Origin of the sequence: Paraburkholderia phenazinium (genome assembly GCF_900100735.1) — a bacterium.
GTDB lineage: Bacteria > Pseudomonadota > Gammaproteobacteria > Burkholderiales > Burkholderiaceae > Paraburkholderia > Paraburkholderia phenazinia.
Genome location: NZ_FNCJ01000002.1, coordinates 551,096 through 577,507, shown reverse-complemented (window position 1 = coordinate 577,507; position 26,412 = coordinate 551,096). Strand labels below are relative to the sequence as shown.

Annotated in this window: 28 protein-coding genes; 7 read left to right on the top strand and 21 right to left on the bottom strand. The window is 61.9% G+C overall.

What is annotated here, in order from left to right; translation table 11 throughout:
- Positions 1-38: 38 nt before the first annotated feature.
- Positions 39-695: an LbetaH domain-containing protein gene (locus BLQ92_RS06405; protein WP_090682644.1), complete on the top strand. Its 657-nt coding sequence runs from the start codon at positions 39-41 to the stop codon at positions 693-695.
- Between the two features lie 157 nt (positions 696-852).
- Here BLQ92_RS06405 and BLQ92_RS39855 read toward each other — a convergent pair whose 3' ends face one another.
- On the bottom strand, positions 853-1,173 hold the full coding sequence (locus tag BLQ92_RS39855; protein ID WP_175772123.1) for a hypothetical protein: 321 nt from the start codon (positions 1,171-1,173) through the stop codon (positions 853-855).
- A gap of 697 nt (positions 1,174-1,870) precedes the next feature.
- Between BLQ92_RS39855 and BLQ92_RS06395 the strand changes: the two genes are divergently transcribed.
- Positions 1,871-2,344 (top strand): hypothetical protein, encoded by a 474-nt coding sequence (locus BLQ92_RS06395; RefSeq protein WP_090682643.1) that lies wholly within the window; start codon positions 1,871-1,873, stop codon positions 2,342-2,344.
- 24 nt (positions 2,345-2,368) lie between these two features.
- Here the strand turns inward: BLQ92_RS06395 and BLQ92_RS06390 are convergent, their stop codons facing one another.
- Positions 2,369-5,311 (bottom strand): chemotaxis protein CheB, encoded by a 2,943-nt coding sequence (locus BLQ92_RS06390; protein WP_090682641.1) that lies wholly within the window; start codon positions 5,309-5,311, stop codon positions 2,369-2,371.
- Positions 5,312-5,575: 264 nt separating this feature from the next.
- Here BLQ92_RS06390 and BLQ92_RS06385 point away from each other — a divergent pair, with 264 nt between their 5' ends.
- The 3 genes from BLQ92_RS06385 to BLQ92_RS06375 are packed head-to-tail and all read left to right on the top strand — an operon-like array spanning position 5,576 to position 7,932.
- Positions 5,576-5,851: a hypothetical protein gene (locus BLQ92_RS06385; protein WP_090682640.1), complete on the top strand. Its 276-nt coding sequence runs from the start codon at positions 5,576-5,578 to the stop codon at positions 5,849-5,851.
- A gap of 30 nt (positions 5,852-5,881) precedes the next feature.
- Positions 5,882-7,171 carry an NRAMP family divalent metal transporter gene (locus tag BLQ92_RS06380; protein WP_090682638.1) on the top strand — a complete coding sequence of 430 codons (1,290 nt, stop codon included), beginning with the start codon at positions 5,882-5,884 and terminating at the stop codon, positions 7,169-7,171.
- Positions 7,172-7,212: 41 nt separating this feature from the next.
- Entirely contained in the window at positions 7,213-7,932 is a 720-nt protein-coding gene (locus BLQ92_RS06375; RefSeq protein WP_090682636.1) for a Crp/Fnr family transcriptional regulator, read from the top strand.
- Positions 7,933-8,012: 80 nt separating this feature from the next.
- On the opposite strand, the gene BLQ92_RS06370 is transcribed toward BLQ92_RS06375, so the two are convergent.
- The 3 genes from BLQ92_RS06370 to BLQ92_RS06360 all read right to left on the bottom strand — a co-directional run bounded on the left by BLQ92_RS06370 (position 8,013) and on the right by BLQ92_RS06360 (position 9,692).
- On the bottom strand, positions 8,013-8,831 hold the full coding sequence (locus tag BLQ92_RS06370) for a PRC-barrel domain-containing protein (protein WP_090682635.1): 819 nt from the start codon (positions 8,829-8,831) through the stop codon (positions 8,013-8,015).
- A 69-nt stretch (positions 8,832-8,900) separates the two neighbouring features.
- Positions 8,901-9,047, bottom strand: a complete 147-nt coding sequence (locus BLQ92_RS06365; RefSeq protein ID WP_090682633.1) for a DUF3096 domain-containing protein — start codon at positions 9,045-9,047, stop codon at positions 8,901-8,903.
- 57 nt (positions 9,048-9,104) lie between these two features.
- Complete coding sequence (locus BLQ92_RS06360) at positions 9,105-9,692, bottom strand: BPSL1445 family SYLF domain-containing lipoprotein (protein WP_090682631.1); 588 nt, start codon at positions 9,690-9,692, stop codon at positions 9,105-9,107.
- A 231-nt stretch (positions 9,693-9,923) separates the two neighbouring features.
- Here BLQ92_RS06360 and BLQ92_RS06355 point away from each other — a divergent pair, with 231 nt between their 5' ends.
- The gene (locus tag BLQ92_RS06355) at positions 9,924-10,136 is read left to right on the top strand and encodes a hypothetical protein (protein WP_090682629.1); all 213 of its coding nucleotides are present in this window, start codon (positions 9,924-9,926) and stop codon (positions 10,134-10,136) included.
- 40 nt (positions 10,137-10,176) lie between these two features.
- On the opposite strand, the gene BLQ92_RS39850 is transcribed toward BLQ92_RS06355, so the two are convergent.
- Entirely contained in the window at positions 10,177-10,317 is a 141-nt protein-coding gene (locus tag BLQ92_RS39850; RefSeq protein WP_175772124.1) for a hypothetical protein, read from the bottom strand.
- A gap of 311 nt (positions 10,318-10,628) precedes the next feature.
- Here BLQ92_RS39850 and BLQ92_RS06345 point away from each other — a divergent pair, with 311 nt between their 5' ends.
- Positions 10,629-11,114, top strand: coding sequence for a universal stress protein (locus BLQ92_RS06345; RefSeq protein WP_090682977.1), 486 nt, complete (start codon positions 10,629-10,631; stop codon positions 11,112-11,114).
- Between the two features lie 60 nt (positions 11,115-11,174).
- On the opposite strand, the gene BLQ92_RS06340 is transcribed toward BLQ92_RS06345, so the two are convergent.
- The 15 genes from BLQ92_RS06340 to acs all read right to left on the bottom strand — a co-directional run bounded on the left by BLQ92_RS06340 (position 11,175) and on the right by acs (position 26,134).
- Entirely contained in the window at positions 11,175-11,642 is a 468-nt protein-coding gene (locus tag BLQ92_RS06340) for a hydrogenase maturation protease (RefSeq protein ID WP_090682626.1), read from the bottom strand.
- The gene (locus tag BLQ92_RS06335) at positions 11,639-13,153 is read right to left on the bottom strand and encodes a Ni/Fe hydrogenase subunit alpha (RefSeq protein ID WP_090682625.1); all 1,515 of its coding nucleotides are present in this window, start codon (positions 13,151-13,153) and stop codon (positions 11,639-11,641) included. Before BLQ92_RS06335 ends, BLQ92_RS06340 begins: the two co-directional genes overlap by 4 nt.
- 20 nt (positions 13,154-13,173) lie before the next feature.
- The gene (locus tag BLQ92_RS06330) at positions 13,174-13,749 is read right to left on the bottom strand and encodes an NADH-quinone oxidoreductase subunit B family protein (protein WP_090682624.1); all 576 of its coding nucleotides are present in this window, start codon (positions 13,747-13,749) and stop codon (positions 13,174-13,176) included.
- Positions 13,746-14,477, bottom strand: coding sequence for a 2Fe-2S iron-sulfur cluster-binding protein (locus tag BLQ92_RS06325; protein WP_090682622.1), 732 nt, complete (start codon positions 14,475-14,477; stop codon positions 13,746-13,748). Before BLQ92_RS06325 ends, BLQ92_RS06330 begins: the two co-directional genes overlap by 4 nt.
- Positions 14,474-16,294: an NAD(P)H-dependent oxidoreductase subunit E gene (locus BLQ92_RS06320; protein ID WP_244106078.1), complete on the bottom strand. Its 1,821-nt coding sequence runs from the start codon at positions 16,292-16,294 to the stop codon at positions 14,474-14,476. Before BLQ92_RS06320 ends, BLQ92_RS06325 begins: the two co-directional genes overlap by 4 nt.
- Positions 16,295-16,309: 15 nt before the next feature.
- Complete coding sequence (locus BLQ92_RS06315) at positions 16,310-17,344, bottom strand: zinc-dependent alcohol dehydrogenase (RefSeq protein ID WP_090682620.1); 1,035 nt, start codon at positions 17,342-17,344, stop codon at positions 16,310-16,312.
- A gap of 33 nt (positions 17,345-17,377) precedes the next feature.
- Positions 17,378-18,829: an NAD(P)(+) transhydrogenase (Re/Si-specific) subunit beta gene (locus tag BLQ92_RS06310; RefSeq protein WP_090682619.1), complete on the bottom strand. Its 1,452-nt coding sequence runs from the start codon at positions 18,827-18,829 to the stop codon at positions 17,378-17,380.
- Positions 18,830-18,839: 10 nt separating this feature from the next.
- Complete coding sequence (locus BLQ92_RS06305; RefSeq protein ID WP_090682617.1) at positions 18,840-19,211, bottom strand: NAD(P) transhydrogenase subunit alpha part 2; 372 nt, start codon at positions 19,209-19,211, stop codon at positions 18,840-18,842.
- Positions 19,212-19,272: 61 nt separating this feature from the next.
- Entirely contained in the window at positions 19,273-20,448 is a 1,176-nt protein-coding gene (locus BLQ92_RS06300) for an NAD(P) transhydrogenase subunit alpha (protein ID WP_090682616.1), read from the bottom strand.
- A 21-nt stretch (positions 20,449-20,469) separates the two neighbouring features.
- On the bottom strand, positions 20,470-21,852 hold the full coding sequence (locus BLQ92_RS06295; RefSeq protein ID WP_090682615.1) for an NAD-dependent succinate-semialdehyde dehydrogenase: 1,383 nt from the start codon (positions 21,850-21,852) through the stop codon (positions 20,470-20,472).
- Between the two features lie 29 nt (positions 21,853-21,881).
- Positions 21,882-22,163: a hypothetical protein gene (locus BLQ92_RS06290; RefSeq protein ID WP_090682613.1), complete on the bottom strand. Its 282-nt coding sequence runs from the start codon at positions 22,161-22,163 to the stop codon at positions 21,882-21,884.
- A 65-nt stretch (positions 22,164-22,228) separates the two neighbouring features.
- A complete protein-coding gene (locus BLQ92_RS06285; protein WP_090682611.1) occupies positions 22,229-22,816 on the bottom strand; it encodes a hemerythrin domain-containing protein in 588 nt (195 codons plus the stop codon).
- An 84-nt stretch (positions 22,817-22,900) separates the two neighbouring features.
- Positions 22,901-23,317: a phasin family protein gene (locus tag BLQ92_RS06280; RefSeq protein WP_090682610.1), complete on the bottom strand. Its 417-nt coding sequence runs from the start codon at positions 23,315-23,317 to the stop codon at positions 22,901-22,903.
- Positions 23,318-23,426: 109 nt separating this feature from the next.
- Positions 23,427-24,026 carry an acetate uptake transporter gene (locus tag BLQ92_RS06275; protein ID WP_090682608.1) on the bottom strand — a complete coding sequence of 200 codons (600 nt, stop codon included), beginning with the start codon at positions 24,024-24,026 and terminating at the stop codon, positions 23,427-23,429.
- Positions 24,027-24,151: 125 nt separating this feature from the next.
- Complete coding sequence (gene acs, locus BLQ92_RS06270; RefSeq protein WP_090682607.1) at positions 24,152-26,134, bottom strand: acetate--CoA ligase; 1,983 nt, start codon at positions 26,132-26,134, stop codon at positions 24,152-24,154.
- Between the last annotated feature and the right edge of the window lie 278 nt (positions 26,135-26,412).

Here is a 26,412-nt window from a genome sequence, read left to right as displayed (position 1 = left end):
CAAAGTCGTCCCCTCTTTATCGAATCACGAGAACTCGCATGCTTATTGATCATGGCGTCCCAACCGACCCGTGGACGCTTGGCCGCACCTTGACGGCAGAGCCGGAGATCCATTCGTCGTCGCTGGTTCGCGCCAGCGATTTTGGCCGCTATACCTACCTTGGGCCGCGCAGCCATGTCGCCCAATCGGTGCTCGGCGACTACGGTTACGCGATGGGCGACAATCAGATCGCCCATGCGCAGATCGGCAAGTTCGCCAATATCGCCACTGGCGTGCGGATCAATCCGCCGAACCACCCTGCGTGGCGCGCCACCCTGCACCACTTCACATATCGCTCGCGTTCGTACGGCTTTTCCCTCGACGATGACGCCGGGATCTTCGAGTGGCGTGCGCAGGATCGCGTCGAAATTGGCCATGACGTGTGGATCGGCCACGACGCCATCGTTATGCCAGGGGTGAAGATCGGCACCGGCGCGGCGGTCGGCTCGGGCGCCGTGGTAACCAAAGACGTGCCGCCTTTCGCGATCGTAGTGGGCGTGCCGGCGCGGGTGCTGCGCTTTCGCATGGACGCGCAGACGGCGGAGCGCCTGCAGCAGATTGCCTGGTGGGACTGGGACGCCGCACAGATCGATGCGGCGCTAGGCGATTTCCGCGAACTCAGTGCGCTCGAGTTCGCGGAGAAATACGGTCGGTGAGACGCGAAGCTCGGCCGGGTCTGCTTGCTGATGAGCCTCTCGTCTTCGCGCTGAGATCCAGCCAATGCGCATACAAAAGGCACATGGCAAGCGAAGGCGGCGCCCGGCGATTCAAGAAATCCAGATAGCCTGCCGTTATCCCGTTAGGCGGTTTTTATTAACCCACCGCAACGGACCCTACCCTGACCATGCAGATCCAGAACTCTCTCTCCGTCAGCAACACCGCGGCCACCACGCAGGCAACGACCTCGACGCCCGCAACCACCACCACGACGGCCACGACCGATCCGTCGCAGGCATCGAATAGCAGCAGCGGCGGCAGCGCCACATCGAGCAGCACCAGCACGGGTTCGACCACCAGCACCTCGGGCACAGACAAAAGCCAGGACGCAGGTGGAGCCGGTGGCGGGGGCGGCGGTGGCGCGAGCAATAGCAGCTCCGCGACCGCTTCGACGATCGAGAAGCTGAAACAACTCATCAAATCGCTCCAGGCAGAGCTCGCGCAGGTCGAACGGCAGAAGCCGCACGGATCATCGCAAGCGGCACAGGGCACGCAAGGCTCTCAAGACCAGCAAGCCGCGGCGAACGCGCAAGCGCTCAGTGGGAACGGCGAGGCAAGCGCGATTGAGGGGGCCATCCAGATAGCCACGGCAGAGCTCGTGCAATTGATGCTGTCCTCGGGCCAGACCACGGGCATTGTCAACACACAGGCGTGAGCCATAAGAACGGGTCTATGACCGGCATCTCTCCGGCCTCATGATCCAGCACGCATAAGGGTTCATCGCCTCGTCCCGTGGATTCTCCGAATTGACCCGCGCTGAAACGTCAAAGGTACGATGTGGGCGGAACTCATGCGTGTCTCCAAAACCTGGTGGGGGTTCGTCGCGGCCATCTGCCTGGACGACTGCGTGGACACAAAGATAGCGGGATGCCGCCGGCTAACCCATCTCTGAGAGAACATCTGGTCTATGTACGCAATGGCATAGGGGCTTCGCGGCACGCCGCGTGGGCGTGCGCGGCGTCCACAACGCAAGCGTCGGGCCGCCTCGGCGCGCGGAAGCAGTTACATACGCAGCTTTCCACCCAGGTGAGCGGAAAGGTGATCAAATAGAAGGACGTATACCATTCGCCGTCAATCGCATTGGTCAAATTGCTTTGTCCACATGGGAGCAGGCATGAACACGAAACACGGTAAAAAGGAACACCTCGAAGCCGCAGCATCGCATCACGAGCAAGCAGGACGTTTTCACCGCGAAGCATCGCGGCATTTCGAGGAAGGCAAAGACTTCAACCACGCCGCGCATCAGGCGGTGATGGCGCATGGTCATGCGTTGCACGCCATCGCCGAGGCGAACGACGCCCTCAAACACCCCGCCAGTGCGCCGCTCGTCGTCCCTCCCGCGCCCGGCTCCGCCGACGGCAAAACGAACGCAGCTCAGCATCATGCCCTCGCAGGCGAGCTTCACGAGCAGGCCGCGCAGCATCTGCGCAGCGCCGTCAAGCACTTCGATCAGGACCGTGGCGCCGTGGCTCACGAGGCGCAACTGGCGCTCACACTGGCACTGCGCGCGCTTTCGCATGGTAACGAAGCGGCGAAGCAGCATGTGCTCGCATTACGCGACAAGGACCCAGCGAAAAGCACCGCCTGACCGTGCAAACCGGCAGGCCTGACGCTAGCGGTTTTGCCGGCCGGCCAGCGCGAGGCGCTCGGCCAGTTCGCGAAGCTGCGCGTTACTCACGCCCCGGTTGGTGAGATCGCGCTCCGTTGTCGCGATGGCTGTGGCGTTGCCCAAGCCGTCAGAGAGCACCGACAAGGTGATCCAGATCGTAATCACCCGTCCGTCTTTCGTGACACGCTGGGTCTCGTAGGAATGCAGCGCCTCATTGTTCGCTGCATGGTGGATGAAGTCGAGATGATCCTGCCTCGCGCCGCCTGGCAGCATTTCGGAGACGCTCATCAGCAACGCCTCGGCTTCGCTATAGCCATACATGGCGCTGGCCGCCTTGTTCCAGGCAATAAAGCGGCCCCTCAGGTCAAACACCGTTACCGCATCGTTCGAATCCTGAACCACCGCGGCAAGACGCCGGGAGCGTTCGTCCGACAGTTTGACATGCGTAATATCAGTCCATGTCACCACCACGCCAGCGGGCGGTTTTCCGCCCATCGCCAGATACGGTGTAATGCGCCGGACATACCATTGCGCGGTCGCGGTCTGGATTTCCTTCTCGACCAGCGGGTCCGATCCCATCAGGACCCGTTCGACATCCTCCGGCAAAGCGTCGGCGAGCGGGTTGCCAAGAACGTCGACGACGACGCGTCCAATGTCGGACGGCGCGAGCCCCAGAATCCGCCCCGCGCCTGGCGTAAAGCGTCTGATCACGCGCTGCTGGTCAAGCATCAGCGTTGCGATTTGCGTGCTGGCAAGCAGATTCGTCACGTCCTCATTCAGGATTTCCAACTGACGAACTTTCAGCTCGAGTTGAAAATTGACGCCATTGAGTTGCTCATTGACTGCCTGCAGCTCTTCTTTCGACGTCTCGAGCTCCTCGTTGGCCGAACGCAATTCCTCATTGATGGAAAGAATTTCTTCGTTCGATACCCGTAAATCCGTATTGCTCTCTTCCAGTTCCTCGATCGTGCTGCCCAGTTCCACCTGCGTCGTGCGCAGCTCGCTCTCCAGGTGCCAGAGGTCGGAGTCCAAACCAGATGGCAGTGGCGACAAAGGGCGGTCCACCATCGGCACACGGGCGAAGATAACGAGCAATGCCTTGCCTGCATGCGCCGTGTCGAATGACCGCGTCACGGTGATCTTCACCGCCGCCGCACCGCCGTCGGAGACAACTTCGCTCACTGGCGTAGCGGCCCGCTCCTGAATCGCCCGGCGCAAGACGATGCGCAGCTTGAGGCGCAGGCCTTCGCGCGCCATGTCGAGAATATTTCCGGTGGGCTCACCCGCGGGCTGCGTCAGGTACTCATCGGTCGAGCCGCTCACGTAGAGCACCTGATGAGCGGAGTTGATCAGCACCGATGCACCATGGTGCTCCTCGAGCAGCGCGGTGTTGACCAGTTCTGCATATCCCTTGCTGCGCACGCCGATGCGACTGGCGGGTGGGAATTCCTCGGAGCGTGCCGCTCTGGCAGAAAACCGGTACCCGGAGACGCCCGGAACCACGACTGGACTGCGCTGGTAAATACGCCAGGCCCGCGACACTTCCCGAAACTGGTTCGAATCGGGATCGGTACTCTCGGAGCGTCCCAGAAACAGGTAGCGCATCGGATTGAGTGCAAAGTGGAACAACTCGAACACGCGCCGCTGGGCCTCCGGTTCAAGATAGATCAGCAGGTTCCGGCAACTGATCAGGTCCACGCGGGAAAACGGCGGATCGGCAATCAGGTTCTGCGGAGTGAACAAAACCGTCTCGCGAAGCTCCTGGCGGATCTGGTAGCCCTGTTCATGGGCCTGAAAAAAACGCTCGAGCCGCGCTTCGCCGAGCGGCAAGGCGACGCCTGGTGCATAAATGCCTTGCCGGGCGCGTCCCAGCGCCGCGCGGTTGACGTCAGAGGCCAGAATCATGAAAGTTCGGGTCGAGCGGCGCTTCTTGAGTTCCTCGGTCAGCAGCATGGCCATCGAGTAGGCCTCTTCGCCTGTCGCACATCCCGGCACCCAGACGCGAATGGGTTGTTCGCCCTCGGGCTCTTCGAGAATGCGGGTGAGGACCCGCTCCGAGAGCGCGCTCCATGCCTCGGGATCGCGAAAGAACTCCGTGACGCCGATCATCATATCGAGGCTCAGTGCTTGCGCTTCCTCTGGCCGGGTTTTCAGAAGTTCGCAATACACGTCGAGGCTGTCGATTCTGTTGACGGACATACGCCGCGCAACCCTACGTTCCAGCGTGCCCCGCTTGTATCCCCTGAAATCCAGTCCGGCCTCGGCAAGCGCCCCAAGAACCGGTTCAAGGTCGACCGGGTCCGCGTTGTCCAAAGCGCCCGGAGCTGCCGTGACGGTTGAGCGTGCGATGTAATCGAACAGTGCTGCAGGCATGTCTTCAACCGGCAGCACATAATCGACCAGCCCCGTCGCAATCGCGTGGGCGGGCATCGCGCTATGCTCGGCGGATTCGGGCGTTTGCGCCATCACCATACCGCCCTCGGCTTTGATGGCTCGCAGGCCGGCCGAGCCGTCCGCGTTGGCGCCAGTGAGCACAATCCCGATGGCGCGATCATGCTGGTCCGCGGCCAGCGACGTGAAGAACTCGTCGATCGGCATGGGAATGGCAGGACGCTCGACGGCAGCGTGCAGCCTGAAGGCGTCCCGCTCGATACCGACCGATACTTTGGGAGGGATCACATAGATATGTCCCGCACGCAGCATGGCGCCATCCTCGATGAGGGACACGGGTAAAGGCGTGTCTTTGGCCAGCAGGTGCGGGAGATAACTCGTTGAGTCAGGGGCGAGATGGACGACGATCACAAACGCTACGTCGTTGGGGATCAGGGTAGCGGCCCTGAAAAACAGGCTCAGCGCGTGAAGGCCGCCTGCGGATGCGCCGATCGCGACGATTCGAGGAGCCGTGGCCGGCAGGGGCGCCGCGGAGATGTATTTGGAATCGTTCATGGCGCACCGCTGGAAACTGCTAGAGCACCAGTTTAGCGCGTAACACGCCGCGACCGTTAGAAGTTCAGCATCCCGGCAAGCGGCCTCCATTATTTCGGATCGCCAAATAACCTCGCGAGGCCGGCGCACGCTCGTCCACCGCGAGGTTGAACGCTAACGTACAGACTCGCCAACAAATAGCGTGCATCGTGGCGAAAGGCGGCCCCAAGGTAGATTACGGTTCGCCGGAGCGTGCTACGACTCATCCTGGAACCGGGAGTTCACATGGCTAGGCATTTTTTTCATGAGTTCAGCGAAGACGAACAAGCCGACGCAGAATCGATTTTCGCAAGCCATGGTTTCGATATCAGCGATTTCGATATCCATGACGAGGATCCCAACCCGGCTGACGCCAGTGCCGGACAGGTTCGACGGCAAGTCAGGGTGACGCGACGGAGCAACGGCAAGTCCAGTGTCTATGGTGCTGGGCAAGGCACGGCGTGGCACGCCGATTGCGAGCGTGACTTGGCAGCCGGCGTGTTCGGCGTCAGTTCAGTCTAGTCCAGTTGCGTTAGCGGAGCCCACCCGAAGATGGATACGGCAATACCCGAACCGGAACAGCAGCCGACCCGGCCAAAATTGCTCGCCGCGCTGGGCCCCGGCCTCATTACCGGCGCCTCCGACGACGACCCAAGCGGGATCGCAACCTATTCCCAGGTCGGCGCCCAGTTCGGCTATGGACTCACCTGGACCTTGCTTCTCAGCTATCCGCTGATGTCAGCCATTCAGGAAATCAGCGCGCGCATTGGCCGCGTCACCGGATACGGCATTGCCGGCAATCTGCGCCGCCACTATCCACGCTGGCTCTCCACTAGCGTCGTCAGCCTGCTGATGCTGGCAAACGTCATCAATCTCGGTGCCGACCTCGGTGCGATGGGCGCCGCGCTCAAGCTTCTGATCTCGGGCCCCGTGCTGCTGTATGTCTGCCTGTTCGGCTTGCTGTCGATCGCGCTGGAAGTCTTTACCCGCTATGCGCGCTACGTCTCGGTTCTGAAATGGCTGTGCCTGTCGCTGTTCGCCTACGTGATCTGCGCGTTCGTCGTGAAGGTGCCGTGGCAAGTAGTGGGCTGGGCGACCATCTGGCCGCCGCTCTCCACCAAACCCGACTATATTGTCGCGATCGTCGCGGTGATGGGCACGACCATCAGCCCCTACTTATTCTTCTGGCAAGCCGAACAGGAAGTCGACGACCAGCGGGAACGGCGCGGCGCGCATCCGCTGACCCACGCGCCGTGGCAAGCAAAGGCGGAATTCTCGCGGATCCGGATCGACACTTACCTGGGTATGGCGTTGTCGAACGTCATTGCGTTCTTTATCGTGGTAACGACCGCAGCGACGCTGCATGCCCACGGCATAACCAACATCCAGACCTCCGCCCAGGCGGCTGAAGCGCTGCGTGCCGTGGCTGGGCCCTTCACATTTGGGATTTTCGCCGCCGGAATTATCGGCACAGGGATGCTAACCGTTCCCGTGCTGGCGGGCTCGGCCGCCTATGCGGTGGGCGAGCTGCTGTCGTGGCGTGTTGGTCTCGCGCGCCTTCCTCTGCGAGCGAAGGCCTTTTATGGCGTAATCGCCACGGCAACGCTTATCGGCGTCGGGCTGAATTTCACCGCTATCGATCCGGTCAAGGCGCTGTACTGGAGTGCCGTGCTCAACGGCATCGTCGCCGTCCCAGTGATGGGGGTAATGATGCATCTGTCCATGCGCGCCAGCATCATGAGGGGATTCACCTTACCCCTGCTGCTGCGCGTCCTGGGTTGGCTCGCCACGGCGATGATGGCGGCAACCGTCGTCGCGATGGCCGTAACGGTGTTTGCCTAAGTGCCTTATAATGGGATAAGGGTCACACCGGGATCGCATCAATGTCAAACGCGCATCATCCCCAAGAAAATCACCTGCTATCGGTCTTGCCCGAAGCAGAGTGGAAGCGCATCGAACCGCACCTCATACCGGTCGAGTTGCCGCTGGGACAGGTCGTCTACGAATCCGGTGACCGCCTCGATCACGTCTATTTCCCCACCAACGCCATCATCTCGCTGCTCTACGTCATGGAAGACGGTGCATCGGCCGAGATCGCGATTGTGGGTAACGAAGGGCTCGTCGGTATCGCGCTCTTTATGGGTGGCGAAACCACCCCCAGCCGCGCCGTCGTACAAAGCGCCGGACACGCCTACCGGCTGGACGCCCGCATGCTGAAGGAAGAGTTCCATCGCGCCGGCCCGATGCAGCGACTGCTGCTTCGCTACACCCAGGCGCTGATCACCCAGATGGCGCAAACCGCCGTCTGCAACCGGCATCACTCGATCGATCAACAGTTGTGCCGCTGGCTGCTTCTGAGCATTGACAGGCTGCCTTCCAACGAGTTGAAGATGACTCAGGAACTGATCGCCAATATGCTCGGCGTGCGCCGGCCCGGCGTGACCGAAGCCGCCATGAAACTGCAGGAGGCAGGCTTGATCCGCTATAGCTACGGTCATATCGAGGTACTGGATAGGCCGGGGCTGGAAAAGCGTGTCTGCGAATGCTACGGCGTTGTAAGAAGGGAATTCGAACGTCTGTTGCCCGATCTGCGCGCGATCTAGCGCCACTTAGACAAACAGGCCACGGCACCTGTTAAAGGCGCGTGACCTGCAAAAGGCCGGAATCCCCCCGGCGTCGGCACTCAGGGTGCGGTTATGCGCTCATCCGGCGCTGCCGCCCTCTCATTGGACCAATAGCCCTGTCGGCCGTAAAACTCGTGCAGCGCCATTTCGTAGTCCCGGTCGACCGGAATCGCGTCGTCGTACGCCGGGCTGTGCTTGATGGCATCGCGCGTCAGCGTCGTGGAAACGGTTGAGCCGAACCAGTCGATCAGCTCGATCCACCCTGTGGCCAGCAGAACTTCCTTGCCGCCGGGCCACCAGTTGCGCGTATCGACGCTCAGGTAGCGGATCACCCAGCTCTCGTCGTCGAAGATGAAGCCTGACACGTGGCCAATGGTGCCGTCGACCGTTTCGATGTGGTAGCCCTTCACCCTTTCCGTGCTGCGCAGATGGACGTCCGCCGGCGGCTCGTCGGGGTCCGGGTCGACCACCGGGAAAGCGCCCAATGGCAGCGCGGCAGTTGGAGAGAGGCCGTCGAAGGCCGGATAGGCTCCCATCCCCCAGACGTTCGCTCCGCCCCAATAGGTCGGATAGCCGTAGTACCGCAGATACTGAATCTCGTGCTGGCGCGACACCGGCTTATGCGCGTCGATGTTCGGACTATCGCGCACCTGTTGCCGCGTGAGTCTCACGTGCACCTCTTTGGAACCGGGGTCCGCGTGCAAAACCGCATACGGCGAAATCAGCACCTGCCGGTCTCTGAGCCAATCGCCCGTTTCGACCACCAGGTAGCGCACGCCCCACGCCTCGTCATCGAAGTAGAGTTGCGTGACGGTGCCGACGTCGCCGTCGCTCGCCTTGACGGTGGATCCCTGCAAAAACTCTATGTTGCGCAACATGTTCGACACTCCGTTTCTGCTTTGCGGTACCGGGTTCGACGCGTCGTCTCTCGGGTGAAAAACGCGCGTTCAGTGAAGGTGGCTTCCGAAAAGCCCCAGCAGTCCAATCACAATCAGATAGATCGCCACGATGTAGTTCAGCAGGCGTGGCACAACAAGAATCAGAATGCCGGCGATCAGTGAAACCAGCGGACCGGCACTAGTGAGCATAGGCATGATTCACTCCTCGCTCGTTGGCGGCTTGCGCCGTGTACGAGCCACGACCCGCTCGCATTACAGGGTCTTGAGCCGGCTGACCTTCGTGCCTTCGAGTGTCGCGCCCGCCATCAGGCCGGTGTTGGTCAGCACGAACGCGTCCACCTGACTGCTTGCCGTCGTCGTGTCGACGTTGCCGTTCGCTCCGACCTTCAGCAATGCTACCGACGCATCGCCGCCCGCCGACCAGCCTTCGCTGTTGCGGAATTTCGCCAGCGAGTCGTCGGTCATGAACAGAAAGACGATCGCCTTCGACTGCGCACCGATCTGCCAGCCGATCGAGCCGGTTGCCGTGCTGTAGTACCCAACGGTATGGCCGCCGACCCGCAGCGAGCCCTCGCCATACTGGCCGCCGACACCGAATCCCGCGTCGATGACCGACGGGAACACCAGCACGCCACGAGCCTTTTGAACCAGTTCGCGCGATCCGTTTGCAGCGTTGTAGAGGCGCCCCAAGGTCGAGTCCACACCGGCGTCGATACTGTGACGCTTGTCCATCTGCGTGCTACTGGCGTCGGACGTGCCCGTCATCGTGCAACCTGACATTGCAAGCCCAACCGCGAGGATCGAACCGGGTGTTGTGAACAGAAACTTTCTTCGTAGCATGATGGCCTCCACTTCTCTAGATAGTGACTCTGAGACTACGCTCGATCGACTCGGGAAGCGGTACGTCAGCGTACAAACTGCCCGGCGTTACACGACGTGTCTTTAGCGCAGTTGCCCCCACTACCTCAGGCGATGCAATCGGCCTCGCAACTTGTACGGTAACGTGCAGACTCTCTGTCTGAATCGGCCTATCGTGCAGTCGAGGCGTTGACCAGCCTCCCAAGGAAAAACATGTCACTGCATGAATTCGCCAAAGATCTGGCGCATCTCGAATACGTCGTCCCGTTGCTCGAACGAGGTAATCCACTCTCAATGTCGTACTGGCGCCAGCGAGTCGCGTGTCTGGAGGCACAGCAGGCACTGCTGCCCGATGGCAAGAAACGCGTAGCCCGCTTGCTTAAACTCTTCAACGAGTTCGAGCGCGTATCGGGTTCTGCCCGATAGCACGCTTGTGCTATCGAAAGCTTCAGCGTGGCATCCGGCTTTACAGACCGTAATGCTCACGCAACCTGTCCTGAGTGCGCTGTCTGGCCGAGGTGGCACGCGCCAGACGTACCGGCTGGTGCGTGTACCGGTACAGCGAGGCGCCGAACATCAAGCCCATTCCTAATACGATTCCCCACATTGCAGCAGTCATATCGATCCCTTTAGGTGGTTCGCGATCCAAAGCCGATCCAAAACGCGGCGCAGATTTCCATGCCGGCTGTAAAAACCTCATGGACACAACGTTCCAATCTCCAAGCATGTTCCGCTCAAGCAGCGCGCACGTCTGTACGCTGCGGGACCGTCTCGCGCCGGCAAAGCAGCGGAGAACTTTCGGACGCCCTTTCGAACGCCTATTACCGTCCTCCAACGGACAGACGGCTCTCTCCGCTAGCAGGAAAATGCTGCATCCGGACTGTGACCGAGACATCCGGCAACTTCTTCGAGGCCAGTATGTACAAGCACATTCTGGTGGCGATGGATGGCAGCGAGACTTCTGCGCGCGCCTTCGATGCCGCCTTGACACTTGCTCGAGACACCGGCGCGGAGTTGCAACCGCTTTATGTCGTCGACAACCCGCTAATGGTCTATGACTCAATCGGCTACGACCCGTCGATCTTGCGAAACGCCTTTTTCGAAGAAGGCAGCCGGATTACAGCCGAAGCACAGTCGACGATGACTCGCCACGCTGTTCGCGGCGCCCCGCGGATCATCGAGGTCGAGCCGGTGGGCAATGGCATTGCACACAGCATCCTGGCCGCTGCAGCCGATCTGAAAGCCGATCTGGTTGTGCTGGGAACGCATGGCCGGCGCGGCTTCCAGCGGCTTTTCCTTGGCAGCGTCGCAGAGCGATTCGTGCGCATGGCCACTTGTCCGGTGCTTCTGATTCCTGCCGAGCATGCGCCGTCGGCTCATGCCCAGGCTACGCGTGGCGTTTGAAGTCGCAACGCTTGCCGCGCTTGGCGGCGCAGTGCCGCGCAGTGCGTTATACCCCCCCAGCTACTGCCTCGAACCAGGCGCTGTCAACCAGCCCTGCCCCCACGCCAGCGCCTGCGCCAGATGTTCGAGCGCTTCGCGTCCTGGCGGCTCCCCCAGTTCGAAACGCATGCCACGGATTGCCAGCAGCGTACATGGCGGAGGCTCAGCGCGGTAAAGCTCGCGGTATACCTGCATCACCGACGCCGGCGAGATAGCGTGAGTCGTAAAGCTGGCGTCGCGCGATGCGCGCAGCGAGGTCGCCTCAAAAGGGGCCGCGCAACTGAGGCTGGCGTCGACGAACAGCACATGCTCGCGAGACACGAGGTCGAGTGCGTGCTCGATCTGTAGCTGATAGTCCTCCAGAAAATCGACCCGGATGCCGGTTGCAGCCCCGGACAGCGTGCTTAGCTGCTGGACGAACAAGGCGCCGAGCGCGTCGTCGCCGCGGCTCAGGTTGCCCCATCCGAACACGAGCAGCGGGGCGCTCATGCGCGAAGGCCCGTGGATGCCGCCAACTGATGCACGACTTCGCCGCCGTACGACTTCGTGACATGGTCGAGCGGCTCGCCGTGGGCGCCCAGCAGCACCACGTCCAGGGGCATGCGCCCCAATGCATGGGTGGCGCATGACAGGCATGGATCGAAAGCACGAATGGCGACTTCGATGCGATTGAGCAAGCCTTCGGTCAGTTCCTTGCCGTCCAGATACTCACGCGCCACCGAGCGCACCGCCTCGTTCATGGCCTGGTTGTTGTGCGTTGTGGAGACGATCAGATTGCACATCGCGACGAGATCGTCGGCACCCACACGGTACTCGTGAATCAGCGTGCCGCGTGGCGCTTCGATGATGCCTACGCCCCCGCCCTGACGCTCGCCACCGGCCATCAACTCGCCTTGCAGGATGTCCGGATCGTCCAGCAGATCCCTGATCACCTCCACGGTATGAAGCACCTCGATCATGCGAGCCCAGTGATAAGCGAGCGTCGCATGAACCGGAGCGCCTTTACCCCAGTCGATGAATTCCTTGCGCTGCGCCTCGGCCAGAGGGCTCGGGATGAAGTCGCAGTTCTGCACTCGTGCAAGCGGCCCGACGCGATACCAGCCAGTATCGCGGCCCAGACTGCGCAGATGCGGAAACTTCATGTAGGTCCAGGAACGCGTTTCTTCCTCGATCAGGTCCATGTAGCGCTGGTCGTTGACGCCGTCGAAGATGATCTGCCCGTCGGCATCGCGAGCGCGCAACACGCCATCGTAGAGATCCATCGCGCCGTCCGCGCGCACCAGCGACAGCATATTCGAGCGGAAGCTACCGAAACTGTCATACAGTGTGCGGTTTTGCGCGTGCAACTGCTTGGCGACGTCCACCGCTTCGCTCGCCCACGCGATCATTTGATCGACGTCCCGGTAGAGCATGTCGCGATCCGCCCGGCTGACATGCTTGTTCATCCCGCCCGGTACCGAGCCGGTGCCGTGGATGCGTTTGCCCGAAGTGACGCGAATCAGTTCCTGACCGAACTTGCGCAACAGAATGCCTTTTCTGGCAATGTCGGGATGCGCCTGCACCACGCCCACAATATTGCGCAGGTTCACATCCGAATCGAACCCGAACAGCAGGTCGGGCGACGCCAGATAGAAGAAATGCAGCGCATGCGATTGCATCACCTGGCCGTAGTGCATCAGCCTGCGGATCTTCTCGGCACTGCGAGTGATGGGCCGCGCGCCGACCACAAGGTCCAGCGCCTTGCATGCCGCCAGTTGATGCGACACCGGGCAGATCCCGCACAGACGCTGCACCATCACCGGGACTTCCCAGTAGGGGCGGCCTTCGATGAACTTCTCGAAGCCACGAAATTCGACGATATGGAGCCGCACCTGCTGCACATGCTGCTGGTCGTCGAGCAGGATCGTCACCTTGCCGTGGCCTTCGACGCGCGATACCGGGTCGATGGCTATCCGGCGCAGGCCTGTTGGGTTGGCGGCGGTCTCGAGGTCGAAGCTCATGGCGGTTTAGTCTCCGGCGCTCAGTCGTAGTGCATGAGTGCGTGGCTCAGGTGCGGCGTGCGCCCGGCCATCAGGTCGTTCAGAAAGCTCCAGAAGGCATCCGCCGAGGGCGGGCAACCGGGCAGGAAGTAGTCCACATGCACTACCGCGTGAATCGGGCGCACCTGCCGGAGCAAGAGCGGCAGTTCGGGATCGTTCGGAATCGCACTGCCTTCGCTCAAACCAGGACGATCGTGGTAGACCTCATTGAGCACGTCCGCGAGATCGAAGCGGTTGCGCTCGGCCGGCAGGCCGCCATTGATGGCGCACGCCCCCATCGCCACCAGCGTCTTGCAGCGGGCGCGAAAGGCGCGCAGCACCAGCACGTTCTCGGAATTGCATACACCGCCTTCGATCAAACCGAGATCGCACCGGCCGACTTCCTTGATGTCCGTGAGCGGCGAGCGGTCGAATTCGATGTGCTCGATCAGTTCAAGCAGGCGCTCGTCGATGTCGAGGAAGGAAGTGTGGCAGCCAAAGCAACCCGCCAGCGACACCGTAGCCACCTTCCACTTGCGCGGCTGATGGCTGGCGTCGACGCTCGTGAGCGTGCTCATGAGGCCTCCTGCGTGTCGGGATCGGCGGCCGTGTGCGGGTCGTAGCGGCGCTCCCCGATCGGGATCGCGAAGCCGCGCCGCTTGGGCAGGATCGCGCCCACCGGGCAGATACTGGCGGCGCGGTCGGTGAGCTCCATGGTGGTATCGGCTAGCTGGCCGCTCATGCTGTTGACCACCAGATGGGTGCCGATGCCGTGTCCGGCGATGGCGAAAACATCCTTGCCATCAATGTCATGACTCGCCCGCACGCACAGTTCGCACAGAATGCAGCGGTTGAAATCGATCAGGAGGTCGGCATGACTCGCGTCGACTGGGCGGCGCGGGTAGAACTCGTCGAACAGCACGTCCTCCATGTTCATCTCGTAGGCCGTGGCTTGCAGCAGACAGTTGCCGCTCTTTTCGCAGGACGGGCAAAAGTGATTGCCTTCGACAAACAGCATCTGCAACAGCATCTTGCGCTCGGCATTGAGCTCATCCGTGTTGCTTTCGACCACTTCGCCCGCGGCAGCCTGCAGAGTACAGGCCGAGCCGGGGCGGCCCTTGACCTTTACGGTGCACACGCGGCAGGAACCCTGCGGATGAAAGTCCGGATGCCAGCACAGGTGCGGGATATAGCGCCCCGCGCGCCGCGCCGCCTGCAGAATCGTTTCGCCCGGCTCGAATGGCACCTCTTCACCGTCGAGCGAGAAAGTGACAGGGGCAGCGGCAGGTTTGGCGAGAGCATTCATGACGGGGTCTCCAGATGCGCCGCCGCATCGTCTCTGCCGGTCAGGCGGCGCTCGTCCGCCAGTTCGGCATCGAGATCGAAGGCCGGCTCGAACCGCAGCGACTGCAGGCGTCGCTCGTAGGCAGGACGGAATTTGACGATGGTGTCGTGCAACGCGTTGCAGGCCGCGCCGCCCAGGCCGCAATGGGTCGTGCCGTGCATCAGGCTATCGAGTCCGGAGAGCACCTCGACGTCGCGCCGTGAGCCCCGCCCAGCGGCGAGCTTGTCCATGGTCTTGACGACCAGCGCGGTGCCGACACGGCACGGCGTGCAAAATCCACAACTCTCTTCAGCGAAAAAGCCCGCGTAGTTGCGGGCGACTTCGAACATATCGCGCGAGCGGTCGAACACCATGAATGCGCCTGCCGTCGGCACATCTTCGAACGCGATGCGACGGCCGAACTCGAGGGCAGAGAGGCACTTGCCAGATGGGCCGCCAACCTGCACCGCCTGGGTGTCGTGCGCGCCGCAATCTTCCAGAATGCGATCGATGCTGGTGCCCAGCGGATACTCGTAGATGCCCGGCCGATCGCAGTCTCCCGACACCGAATGAACGCTCGTGCCGGTGGATTTCGGCGTGCCGATAGCGGCCCACCACGTGCCGCCCTGTAACGCAATGTGCGTCGCGGCGCAGAGCGTCTCGACGTTATCGACCGCGGTAGGCTGTCCGAGGTAGCCGTTTTCGGCCGGGAATGGCGGGCGAATGCGCGGTGTGCCGCGCTTGCCTTCCAGCGACTCGATCAGCGACGACTCTTCCCCGCACACATAGGCACCGGCGCCCACGTGAATCTCGATGTCGAAATCGAAACCTGGTTGCCCCTGAATCGACGTGCCTAGCAGATGCGCGTCGCGCCGGCGTTGCAGCGCGTCGAGCAACGGCTCCAGCAAGTAGCGATACTCGCCGCGTAGATACAGCATGCCGTGCCGGGCGCCGATGGCGAGCGCACCAATCGTCATCCCTTCGAACACCATGTCCGGATGACGTGACAGCAACACACGGTCCTTGAAGGTGCCAGGCTCGCCTTCATCGGCATTGCACACCATGTAGTGTTCGCTGCCCTTTGCATCCCGGCACAGTTGCCATTTCATGGCAGTGACGAAACCTGCGCCGCCGCGCCCACGCAGGTTCGAGCGCTTCATTTCGTCAAACAGCGCCGGTACGCCACGCGCCAGAGCGGCCGCGATGGCTTCGCCCGGATGCAATGAAGTGGCGAGGAGGACATCGGCGCGCCGCACATGATCGTTCACGCGCGACCAATCCATCGGCCAGTCGGCCACCGGCACGCTTGCTTCGATGAGTTCCGCAAGTGTGGCGACACGCGCGGCATCGAGCCGCGTGACGACCTGATGATGGTTGATCAGCAAGGACGGCCCTTGATCGCACATACCGGTGCAGGAGCAGAAATCCACGCTGACGCGGCCGTCGGCGCGCACCTGGCCACGCTCGACGCCGAGCCGCTGGCACAGATCGGTCAGCAACGACACGTTACCGAGCATGCGGTCGGTGATGTTGTCGCTAAACAGCACCCGGTACTCGCCCACCGGGCGGGTATGAAAGAAGCGATAAAACGTCGCCACACCCTCCACGTGAGCCAACGTCAGACCCAGCCCGTCGGCGAGATCAGCCAACATGGCGCGCGGCAGCCAGCCGTGTTGCGCTTGCGCTTCGCGTAGAATCTGCACGAGCGCATGCGGATTGCCGCGATGCCGCGCCAGCAGCGAGTTGATCGCATCGCCGGGAACGTCGGCGAGTTGAGCCAGACCGGGTCCGGAAGCCACGATAGCGCCCTCCTCTCAACCCTTAGCGAACTCGAGGACCACGCGCGACGGGACATCGCCGTGCGCGAGGCGATGGAACACACTGTTGATCGCCGACAGCGGCTGCAGCTCGATGTCCGCCTTGACCTTGCCGTCAGCGGCGAAGGCAAGCGCTTCGGCCATATCGCGCCGATTGCCGACGAACGAACCGCGAATCGTGATGCAGTTCGCCACGACGTCGAACAGAGGCGTCGGAAACTCGCCCGGCGGCAACCCAACCAGCACACAGGTACCGCATTTGCGCGTCATCCCCACTCCTTGCTTGAATGCCCCCAACGACGGCGCCGTGATCAGCACGCCATGCGCGCCGCCCCCGGTGACCTCCCTGACGGCAGCGATCGGATCGCCGTCCTTTGCGTTGACCATGGCATCGGCGCCCAGGCGTTTGGCATGTGCTAGTTTGCCGTCGTCGATGTCCACTGCGCACACGTGCAAGCCCATCGCCTTGGCATATTGAATGCCCAGGTGCCCAAGACCGCCGACGCCGGAGACCACGACCCATTCACCCGGCCGCGCCTGGGTCTCCTTGATGCCTTTGTACGAGGTGATCCCGGCACAGATGAGGGGCGCCGCGTCGCGCGCCGCCAGATGGGCTGGGATATGCGCCACATAGTTCGGGTCAGCAACGATGTATTCGGCGAAGCCGCCGTTCTTCGTATAGCCGCCGAACTGCGCTTCGGCACACACCGGCTCGCGCGCTGCGAGGCAAAACTCGCAATGTCCGCAAGCGGAATAGAGCCATGGCACACCGACACGGTCGCCCTCCTTCACGGCCGTGACACCCGCGCCGAGGGCGGTGACGATACCAATGCCCTCATGGCCCGGCGTAAACGGCAAGGTAGGCTTTAGCGGCCAGTCACCATTTGCGGCATGCAGATCGGTGTGGCATACGCCGCACGCTTCGGTCTTGACCAGGATCTGGCCGGGGCCGGGCTCGGGAATATCCAGTTCCTTTATCACTAACGGCTTGCCGAACTGTTCGACTACCGCAGCTTGCATTTTGGACGTCATGGTTTGTTCCTCGGTTGCGATGGGTTCAGCGTACTAGGCCACAGCGGGCAATCCGAGCCCTCTGACCGCTTCGCTCATCTTGATGAGCACGGTCTGGGCGTCGCCATAGACCATGTTGCAGTTGTCTGCGTAGAAGAGTTCGTTGACGATGCCGGCGTAGCCCTTGCCTTCACCACGCTTGATCACGTACACCTGCCTGGCGTGGTCGGCGTTGAGAATCGGCATGCCGTAAATGGCCGACGATTTGTCGGTACGCGCGGCCGGGTTCACGACGTCGTTGGCGCCGATCACGAGCGCCACATCGGTAGTAGCGAACTGGTCGTTGATGTCTTCGAGCTGGAAGATCATGTCGTAAGGCACACCTGCCTCGGCCAATAGCACGTCCATCTGGCCCGGCATGCGGCCGGCCACCGGGTGAACCGCAAACTTCACCGATACGCCGCCCGTCTGCAGCAGCTTGACGAATTCGTATAGCTTGCCTTGACCCTGCGAGACCGCGAGGCCGTAACCCGGGACGATGATCACCGAGGCCGCATAGCGCATCGCGATGCCTGCGTCGCCTGGCTGGGTCGGCTTCAGGCTGCCCTTGATCTTGCTCTGCTTGCGCGTAGCGACCTCGCCGAAGTTGGTGAAGATCACATTGCTCACGGAACGGTTCATGGCCTTGGCCATCAGCAGCGTCAGCAACATGCCGGCTGCGCCGACCACCATGCCGGCAATCATCAGTGCGGGGTTCTGCAACACATAGCCCTCAATGCCGACCGCGAGGCCGGTAAAGGCGTTAAAGATCGAGATCACCACCGGCATATCGGCGCCGCCGATTGGCAGCGTCATCAGGATGCCGAGTGCGAGGGCGCAGCCGAAGAACAGGTAGATCCAGGTCGGCATCGCCAATATCAGCGCTGAATTGTCCACGCTTGCAACGACGATATAGGCGCCGACCACGAAGGTAGCCAATAGCACGAGCCCATTGAAAATCTGCCGCCCTTTCACTCGTACCGGTTTGTTGATGACCCCATCGAGCTTGGCCCAGGCGATCAGCGAGCCCGACAGGGATACCGCGCCGATCAGCGCGCCCAGCAAGGTCATGATCAGCGCGGTCGCGCCTTGCGCCTTGTTGCCGAACAGTTCCACCGCGGCAATCGCGCCGGCCGCGCCGCCGCCCATGCCGTTGTATATGGCCACCATCTGCGGCATGGCGGTCATCGCCACCTTGCGGCCGCCCCACCAGGCCACCCCGCCTCCCAGCGCCAAAGCAACGACGGCGAGGCCCAGGTTGACCGGCAGGTTGGGCCGGGCCGCCGCGCCGACATCGAAGGCGTACAGGAAGCTCGCGAGCACGGCCACGGCCATGCCGATGCCGGCGACGAAAATGCCGGAAGGCGCCGTCACCGGCGACGACATGCGGTGCAGGCCATACAGGAATAGAAAGGCAGCAGCGAGATCGACCGCGCCGATGCCGAGTTGGGGGATCAGGGTCAACATGGCGGCGTCCTCAATGCTTCTTCACGTGGATGGACTTCACGGTGCCGGACTTGCTGTGTGCACCGTGTGCGCCGTGTCCGGCGGGGTGGCCGCTGGTCTTGAACATGGCGAGCATGCGGTCGGTGACGGCATAACCGCCTGCGGCATTTCCCGCACCGAGAAGCACAGCAAAGAAGCCGATCACCTGCTCCTGTACCGTACTCGCGTTGAGCAGCGCATAGATGCCGCCCACCACGACAATGCCGTGCACGAAATTCGAACCCGACATGAGCGGCGTATGCAGGATGGCCGGCACGTGTCCGATGATCACCCAGCCGGCAAAAGCGGCCAGCATGAAGATGTAAATCGCGACGAAGCCGGAAATGCTGATCTGGAAGTCCATCTCTATGTCCTTGGTCGGAGCGTGTTCGTGCCGGTGCTGATACCGGTGCTTATGCCGCAGTTCATGCCGGTGCAACCGGTGCGGCTTTCGCGGGCGGCTTTTTCGCCGCAACGACAGGCTTTGCCGCCTCGTCGCTCGCCTCAGCCTTGTTCTCGCCCGCGTGGGTGAGCACCGTTTTGGCGAGGACTTCGTCGCTCCAGTCGATCTCGATGATGTTGTTTTTCATGATCAACGCGAGCAGGTTGTACTGATTCTTTGCATACAGTTCGCTCGCATCCTCGCCGAGCAGCGAGGGCACGTTCAGCGGCGCGACAATCGTCACGCGGCCGATCCGGGTGGTCTCGCCGGGCCGCGTGTCTTCGCAGTTGCCGCCGCCTTCCGCCGATAGATCGACGATCACCGAGCCGGCTTTCATACCGGCCACTTGCGCGTGGCTGATGAGCTTGGGCGAGGCCTTCCCGGGAATCGCAGCGGTCGTGATGATCAGATCGGCGCTCTGGATATGCTTCGTCAGCACGTCCGCGACCTTGATCTTTTCCTCTGCGCTCAGCTCACGGGCATAGCCGCCTTTGCCGCGCGCATCGATACCGGTATCGACGAAGGTGGCGCCCAGCGAGAGCGCCTGCTCATGAGTTTCGGGCCGCACGTCATAGCCCTCGACGACCGCCCCAAGCCGGTGCGCCGTCGCGATCGCCTCCAGCCCTGCGACACCGAGGCCCATCACCAGCACGTGGGCAGGTCCGATCGAGCCTGCCGCGCTCGTGATCTTGGGCACCACGCGAGCAAGATGGGTCGAGCCGAGTTGCACCGCGTAGTAACCGGCCAGCGCGGACTGGCTCGAAAGCGCGTCCATCGACTGAGCGCGCGTAATGCGTGGCACCCGCTCCATCGCGAAGCAGGTGATCTTCTTATCGAGCAGGCGCTTCACCAGCGCGGGTTCGTTGTGCGCATAGATGAAGGAAACGAGGATCGCGCCCTCCTTCATTGCATTGACCACCTCCAGCGCGGGAGGCTGCACCGCGAGCACGACATCGGCGTCTTCGACCAGTGCAGTGCGATCGGTTATGAAGGCGACGTCCTCGAACGCTGCATCGTCCAGATGAATCGCTGCGCCCGCCCCCGGCTGCATATGCAGCCGGGCACCCAGTTTGACCAGCTTCTGGACCACGGAGGGCACGAGCGCCACACGGCGCTCATGGGCCCGGGTCTCCGTCAGAACGGCAACGTTGATATACATGGCGGGCTTTCCCTGTGGCGATCAGGCCGGTGCGTCGAGATGGGCGGTGCGAACCAGCTTCGTATTGACGAACTCCTGGATGCCCATGTTGCCGAGCTCACGACCGTAGCCAGAATCCTTGATGCCGCCAAACGGCAGTTCTGCATCGGACCAGTCGATGTTATTGATGAACATCATTCCGGTTTCGACACCGCTCGCCACGCGTTTGCCGCGCGCTACGTCTTCGGTGAAGACCGAGCCGCCCAGACCGAAGTCCGAGTCGTTGGCGAGCGCAATCGCTGCGGCCTCGTCCTTGACACGGAAGAACGACACAACCGGGCCGAAGAACTCGTCGCGGAAGGCCGGATTGTCCGGCTTGATGTCGGTCAGGATCGTGGTTTCCATGAACGAGCCCGGACGGTTGATACGTTTGCCGCCCATCACTAGCGTTGCGCCGTGCGCCACCGCATCGTCGACCTGCTTGAGCAATTGAACCAGCGCCGCCTCGGTGGACAACGGGCCGTGCGTGGTCTTCTCGTCCATCGGATCGCCCGCTTTCAATTCGGAGAGCGCGGTCTTGAACTTCGCAAGAAATTTGTCAGCGATTGAGTCGAGGACAATGAAGCGCTTCGCTGCGCAACAGGTCTGGCCGGCGTTATACATCCGCCCCCATACCGCCCACGGCACGGTCTTTTCGAGGTCCGCGTCGTCAAGCACGATGAATGCATCGCTACCGCCTAGCTCCATCGAAGTCTTCTTGAGATTCTGCCCCGCTCGCGCTGCAATACTCCTGCCGGCCTCGACGCTACCCGTCAATGCCACACCCTTGATACGCGGGTCGTCGATGATCCGCTCCGACTGTTCATGGGAGATCAGCAGGTTGGTGTAGGCACCCTTAGGCGCGCCCGCGTCGAGCAAGAGCTTCTCGAAGGCAATCGCGCATTGCGGTACGCACCCTGCATGCTTGACCACTAGCACGTTACCCGCCATCAGTTGCGGACCGGCGACACGTGCGAGCTGGTAATACGGGAAATTCCACGGTTCCACACAGAAGAGCACGCCGAACGGGCTGTTTTCCATGTGAGCTTCACCGACTTTCGGCTTGAGCTTGGTTGGGGCCAGGAAGGCTTTGGCGTGTTCAGCGTAGTAAGCGAGGATGTCGGCACTGAACTTCACTTCGCCACGTGCTTCGTCGATGCGCTTGCCCATTTCGAGGGTGGCCAGTTTGGCGAAATTGTCTACGTTCGTGCGCATCAGCGTCGCGGCCTTAGCCACGATTTCTGCACGCTGGGCGTAGGTCGTGTGCTTCCATGTCTGGAAACAGGTCTCGGCAGCGGCGATCGACTTTTCAAGCTGCTCGTCGGTCAGCTTGTCGAAACTCTTTAGAACCTTGCCGGTGTTAGGGTTGACGCTTTGATAAGCCATGGTTGTGTTCTCTTTAGAAAGTACGTTGTTTACCCATGAGCCAATGAGTCGCCCATGATCTCGTCGTGTTCGGCCGCGTCGGACAGCAGGAATTCTTTCCTCGCTTCATCCACTACATGGCGGACATACGCGCTATAGCCAGCGCGGCCTACCGTTTCAATATCCCAGTTACACGCTTCAGCATCCGGCGCGTGCGCTTTGGGCAACGGTAAGGAGACTTCCCAGGGATAGCCGGACGCTGGCGGTTTCAGCAGTACCCGCCGGTGGACTTCCTGCTGGATCTGCTCGGCAGTAAGCACCTTTCTGAACATGATGACCTCCTTGGGTCCAGGTATGGCCGGGTGTTGGTTGACGGCACCCCGGTTGCCGGCGGGCGTCAGACGTCCTGCGCAAACGGTTCGTGTACGCCCGCTGCACTCGCTTCCGCGGTGATGACCCGATACAGTTCGGCGAATCGCTCGTCTACCGTAGCGTCGAAGAGCGGATCAGGCTGGGCATACGCACCTGAGCTTTCGATCTCATGCCATTCCGCGCTGCTGAGGTTTTGCTCCGCGGCGGGGAACAGCGTCAATTCCTCGATGACCATGTTGTGCCGTAGCCGCTCGGCGTAAAGCCGGACGCGGCTATCGACGAGCTGCTGCGACATGTTTTCGCCGCGTACCGCGGACTCCAGGTCACGCAACAGATCACGACCATCCCGGATCAACACCTGGTGCTGGGTCTCGATTTCGCGACCCAGTTCGACTGCGAGCGCTTTCTTTGCCAGCAGCTTCTCGACCATCCGGTCTTCGATCACGTGGTGTGCAAGGTCGGCGAAGCGTGTCAAATAGCACAGCACGTCGACCAGCAACGCGATATTCGGTGCTGTCGCATCCGTGCGCTGGCACGATTGAAGATTGAGCAGGCCCACCAGGCGCCCTAGCCTGACGTGTTCCGCCTGAAGTTTCTCGACGATGACGCGCATGGTGTCCCTCCGCGTATTAGGCGCCGCTTTTGATCCGGATGCGCGAGGCGCGATCACGATCGCTCGCCGCGCAACTCAACCCGTCTACTTGTGCTTTGCGGCCGTCTTCGCTTCTTTCACGTCCTGCGCTGCGCGCTGACTGATGGCCGCCAGCGTCTCGGTCTGCGCCTTCTGCGCCATCTCGGCCAGTTCGCGCATATCGTCGAAGATCTTCTGAAAGGTCTGCTGGACGAAGTCCGCGCGCTGCGAGAGACCTTCCACGGGATTGCCGCTGCTCGCTTTCTGCACCTCCGCCTGAATCTCCTGCACTCGCTCGTTAAACATCTCGGCCTGCTTCTTCACGAGGGCCTGCATGCCTTCGTATGCCAGTTGATTGGCTGCGGTTAGCGCTTCGATGTTCTTGCGCTGTGTCTCGATCACCGAAGTCATATCGAAGCCAGGAAGCTTCACTTGCTCCATCAGCTTGCTGAAATCGATGACCGAATGGGTGGACGTTGTCATGATGAATATCCTTGCGACAGTGACTGGGTCAGACAATGAAATGAAGCGGCGTCGACGCTAGAACCGCAACAAACAGCAACAAGCGGCCCACGTCCCGCCGTACCAGGCGTTACAGAGCGACCGCGTGCCGCCTGAAATTTCTCGGCTCGCCGATGGGCAAGACGATACGGTCGTAGACCTCGTTGATCAGATCGGCCGCCGACAGGTAGAAAGCCAGTGCGGCAGTGACCAGACCCATATAGCCGCCGGCCATGTGCAGCAAGCCGGAGCCGGTCCATTCCCCCGCGGCCAGCAGGACGAACGTGATCCAGAGCGCCAGGAAAATGGACTGCAGTGCGCGCGGCGAGCGAAACGTGGCCAGCCACATATAGAAGGTGAATACGCCCCACAGGAACAGGTACCAGCCGACGAAGGCAGGCGGCACCTTGTCATGCAGAAACAGCACGAATAGCGCAAACGACCACCAGAACGCGCCGTAGCTCAGAAACGCGGTCGCACCGAACGTATTGCCGCGTGGCAGCTCCATGATCCCGGCGATCGCCTGGGCGGTGCCGCCATAGGCAAGCGCACAAGCCAGCACGATTCCCATCGAGTCGCCGGTAAACCAGCCTGCGTTGATCATGCTGAGCAGCCATGTCGTCAACGCAAAACCCGCCAAACCTAGCGGGGCAGGATTCGAAAGCCTCGGTAAAACTGTTGCATCACGCATGACCTGCTCCTGATGTCCCGCCAACGCGGTCCAGACGACCGGCTGGCGGAGACTTGCTGCTATACACCTTTCTGGACACCCGGCGCCCCACGCGCAGCGTCGGTGCCGGGCTGGGCCGGTGCTAATCAACCAAGCTGGTCGAGAATGGCCGGATTTTCGAGCGTCGACACGTCCTGGGTGATTTCCTCGCCTGCTGCAAGCGAGCGCAGCAAACGGCGCATGATCTTTCCCGAACGCGTTTTCGGCAGGTTCTCGCCAAAGCGGATCACCTTCGGCTTCGCGATCGGGCCGATTTCCTTGCCGACCCATGCCCGCAGTTCGTTAGCAATCTTCTCGGCTTCTTTGCCTTCGGGACGTGGCCCCTTCAGCACCACGAAAGCGACGACGATTTCGCCCGTTGTCTCGTCCGGGCATCCGACCACTGCAGCCTCCGCAACAAGCGGATTGGCCACCAGCGCGGACTCGATCTCCATCGTGCCGAGCCGGTGCCCGGACACATTCAGCACGTCGTCTATGCGTCCCGTGATGGTGAAATAGCCGGTGTCCTTGTCGCGCACCGCGCCGTCGCCGGCGAGATACAGCTTGCCGCCCAGTTCTTCCGGGAAATAGCCCTTCTCGAAGCGGGCTGGATCGCCCCACACCGTGCGCAGCATCGACGGCCAGGGGCGCTTGATCACGAGGAGCCCGCCTTTGCCGTCCGGCTCGTCCTGGCCGGTCTCGTCGACCACCGCCGCCATGATCCCGGGCAGCGGCAAGGTGCAGGAACCCGGCACCAGCGGCGTCGCGCCCGGCATTGGCGCAATCATGTGGCCACCGGTTTCGGTCTGCCACCAGGTATCGGCGACAGGGCAGCGGCCACCGCCAACGTGCTCGTAGTACCACATCCATGCGGCGGGATTGATCGGTTCGCCGACCGTGCCGAGAATGCGCAGCGTCGACAGATCGAAGCTCGCCGGATGCACCTTGACGTCCGCCTCCGCCAGCTTGATCAGCGAGCGGATCGCGGTCGGCGCGGTATAGAACAGCGTCACCTTGTGGCGCGCGATCATGTCCCAGAAGCGGCCCGCGTTCGGATAAGTCGGTACGCCTTCGAACATGACCTGGGTAGCGCCCAGTGCTGTCGGGCCATACGCGATATAGCTGTGCCCCGTGATCCAGCCGATGTCGGCGGTACACCAGAACACGTCCGTGGGCTTCCAGTCGAAGGTCCACTTCATGGTCTGCGCGGCCCACAGCAGAAAGCCGCCGGTGCTGTGCTGCACACCCTTGGGCGTGCCGGTCGAACCCGATGTGTAGAGGATAAAGAGCGGATGCTCGGCGCCAACCCATTCGGGCGCGCATTGATCGGACTCGGCCTGCATGAGTTCATGCATCCAGAGATCGCGGCCATCGTGCCACGCCACCTTTCCTCCGGTGCGCTGGTAGACGATCATGCTCTTGACGGCCTCACAGCCGCCCATCGCCAGCGCTTCGTCGGCAATACTCTTCAGCGGCAAGGCCTTGCCGCCGCGCATCTGTTCGTCGCAGGTAACCAGCGCTATCGCGCCCACGTTGACGAGCCTTTCATTGAGCGACTTCGACGAGAAGCCGCCGAACACCACCGAATGCGTAGCGCCGATCCGCGCGCAGGCCTGCATCGCGACCACGCCTTCAACCGACATCGGCATATAGATCACCACACGGTCGCCCTTCTTCACGCCGCGCTTTTTCAGTGCGTTGGCGAAGCGGCATACGCGTTGCAGCAGGTCCTGATAGGTGACATGGGTGACGGTACCGTCGTCGGCTTCGAAAATCACCGCGACGCGCTCGCCATTGCCCGCCTCGATATGACGGTCCAGGCAGTTATACGACGCGTTCAGTTCGCCGTCCTCGAACCAGGTGTAGAAAGGCGCCTTGGACTCGTCCAGCACCTTGGTGAACGGTTTCTTCCAGGTCAGCGTCTCGTTGGCAAGACGCCGCCAGAAGCCCTCGTAATCGCGTTCCGCTTCGGCGACAAGCGCACGGTACGCATCCATGCCGGAAATCGCCGCCTGCGCCGACATCGCTGCAGACGGAAGGAAGACCTTCGGTTCCCGAAGTATCGAATCATTGACGTCGGTGACTAGCATTTTTTGCTCCCGTGCGGGTTTAGCCATGCGGCCGCGACGACCCCGTCACAATTCAGTTCGCGCAGGACATGCAACTCTGCACGCGCAGGGAAAGGCGATTGCGCCCTTGGAACGAAATCAGGCAAAGCGATCTGTCTTGCCACGCCATTGCATAGCAGCGACTGTTTGCGCCACGAACGCGGCGGAAAGAAATAGTGTTTTCGGATGATGGGCATGATGGCCACGCCTTGCTGGAGGGGGCGGCCCGGGCGAGCGATCGAAGAAAATCATACTGCGCG

Bases quoted from the DNA above. Each gene is read 5' to 3' on its own strand.
- BLQ92_RS06365 (WP_090682633.1), bottom strand. From the start codon at position 9,047: ATGCCTATGCTCACTAGTGCCGGTCCGCTGGTTTCACTGATCGCCGGC.
- BLQ92_RS39855 (WP_175772123.1), bottom strand. From the start codon at position 1,173: ATGAGTTGTTTCAGCTTCTCGATCGTCGAAGCGGTCGCGGAGCTGCTA.
- BLQ92_RS06360 (WP_090682631.1), bottom strand. From the start codon at position 9,692: ATGCTACGAAGAAAGTTTCTGTTCACAACACCCGGTTCGATCCTCGCG.
- BLQ92_RS06310 (WP_090682619.1), bottom strand. From the start codon at position 18,829: ATGTTGACCCTGATCCCCCAACTCGGCATCGGCGCGGTCGATCTCGCT.
- BLQ92_RS06345 (WP_090682977.1), top strand. From the start codon at position 10,629: ATGTACAAGCACATTCTGGTGGCGATGGATGGCAGCGAGACTTCTGCG.
- BLQ92_RS39850 (WP_175772124.1), bottom strand. From the start codon at position 10,317: ATGTGGGGAATCGTATTAGGAATGGGCTTGATGTTCGGCGCCTCGCTG.
- BLQ92_RS06325 (WP_090682622.1), bottom strand. From the start codon at position 14,477: ATGAATGCTCTCGCCAAACCTGCCGCTGCCCCTGTCACTTTCTCGCTC.
- BLQ92_RS06390 (WP_090682641.1), bottom strand. From the start codon at position 5,311: ATGAACGATTCCAAATACATCTCCGCGGCGCCCCTGCCGGCCACGGCT.
- BLQ92_RS06380 (WP_090682638.1), top strand. From the start codon at position 5,882: ATGGATACGGCAATACCCGAACCGGAACAGCAGCCGACCCGGCCAAAA.
- BLQ92_RS06330 (WP_090682624.1), bottom strand. From the start codon at position 13,749: ATGAGCACGCTCACGAGCGTCGACGCCAGCCATCAGCCGCGCAAGTGG.
- BLQ92_RS06375 (WP_090682636.1), top strand. From the start codon at position 7,213: ATGTCAAACGCGCATCATCCCCAAGAAAATCACCTGCTATCGGTCTTG.
- BLQ92_RS06280 (WP_090682610.1), bottom strand. From the start codon at position 23,317: ATGACAACGTCCACCCATTCGGTCATCGATTTCAGCAAGCTGATGGAG.
- BLQ92_RS06405 (WP_090682644.1), top strand. From the start codon at position 39: ATGCTTATTGATCATGGCGTCCCAACCGACCCGTGGACGCTTGGCCGC.
- BLQ92_RS06315 (WP_090682620.1), bottom strand. From the start codon at position 17,344: ATGACGTCCAAAATGCAAGCTGCGGTAGTCGAACAGTTCGGCAAGCCG.
- BLQ92_RS06370 (WP_090682635.1), bottom strand. From the start codon at position 8,831: ATGTTGCGCAACATAGAGTTTTTGCAGGGATCCACCGTCAAGGCGAGC.
- BLQ92_RS06285 (WP_090682611.1), bottom strand. From the start codon at position 22,816: ATGCGCGTCATCGTCGAGAAACTTCAGGCGGAACACGTCAGGCTAGGG.
- BLQ92_RS06300 (WP_090682616.1), bottom strand. From the start codon at position 20,448: ATGTATATCAACGTTGCCGTTCTGACGGAGACCCGGGCCCATGAGCGC.
- BLQ92_RS06385 (WP_090682640.1), top strand. From the start codon at position 5,576: ATGGCTAGGCATTTTTTTCATGAGTTCAGCGAAGACGAACAAGCCGAC.
- BLQ92_RS06295 (WP_090682615.1), bottom strand. From the start codon at position 21,852: ATGGCTTATCAAAGCGTCAACCCTAACACCGGCAAGGTTCTAAAGAGT.
- BLQ92_RS06275 (WP_090682608.1), bottom strand. From the start codon at position 24,026: ATGCGTGATGCAACAGTTTTACCGAGGCTTTCGAATCCTGCCCCGCTA.
- BLQ92_RS06395 (WP_090682643.1), top strand. From the start codon at position 1,871: ATGAACACGAAACACGGTAAAAAGGAACACCTCGAAGCCGCAGCATCG.
- BLQ92_RS06340 (WP_090682626.1), bottom strand. From the start codon at position 11,642: ATGAGCGCCCCGCTGCTCGTGTTCGGATGGGGCAACCTGAGCCGCGGC.
- BLQ92_RS06305 (WP_090682617.1), bottom strand. From the start codon at position 19,211: ATGGACTTCCAGATCAGCATTTCCGGCTTCGTCGCGATTTACATCTTC.
- acs (WP_090682607.1), bottom strand. From the start codon at position 26,134: ATGCTAGTCACCGACGTCAATGATTCGATACTTCGGGAACCGAAGGTC.
- BLQ92_RS06355 (WP_090682629.1), top strand. From the start codon at position 9,924: ATGTCACTGCATGAATTCGCCAAAGATCTGGCGCATCTCGAATACGTC.
- BLQ92_RS06290 (WP_090682613.1), bottom strand. From the start codon at position 22,163: ATGTTCAGAAAGGTGCTTACTGCCGAGCAGATCCAGCAGGAAGTCCAC.
- BLQ92_RS06335 (WP_090682625.1), bottom strand. From the start codon at position 13,153: ATGAGCTTCGACCTCGAGACCGCCGCCAACCCAACAGGCCTGCGCCGG.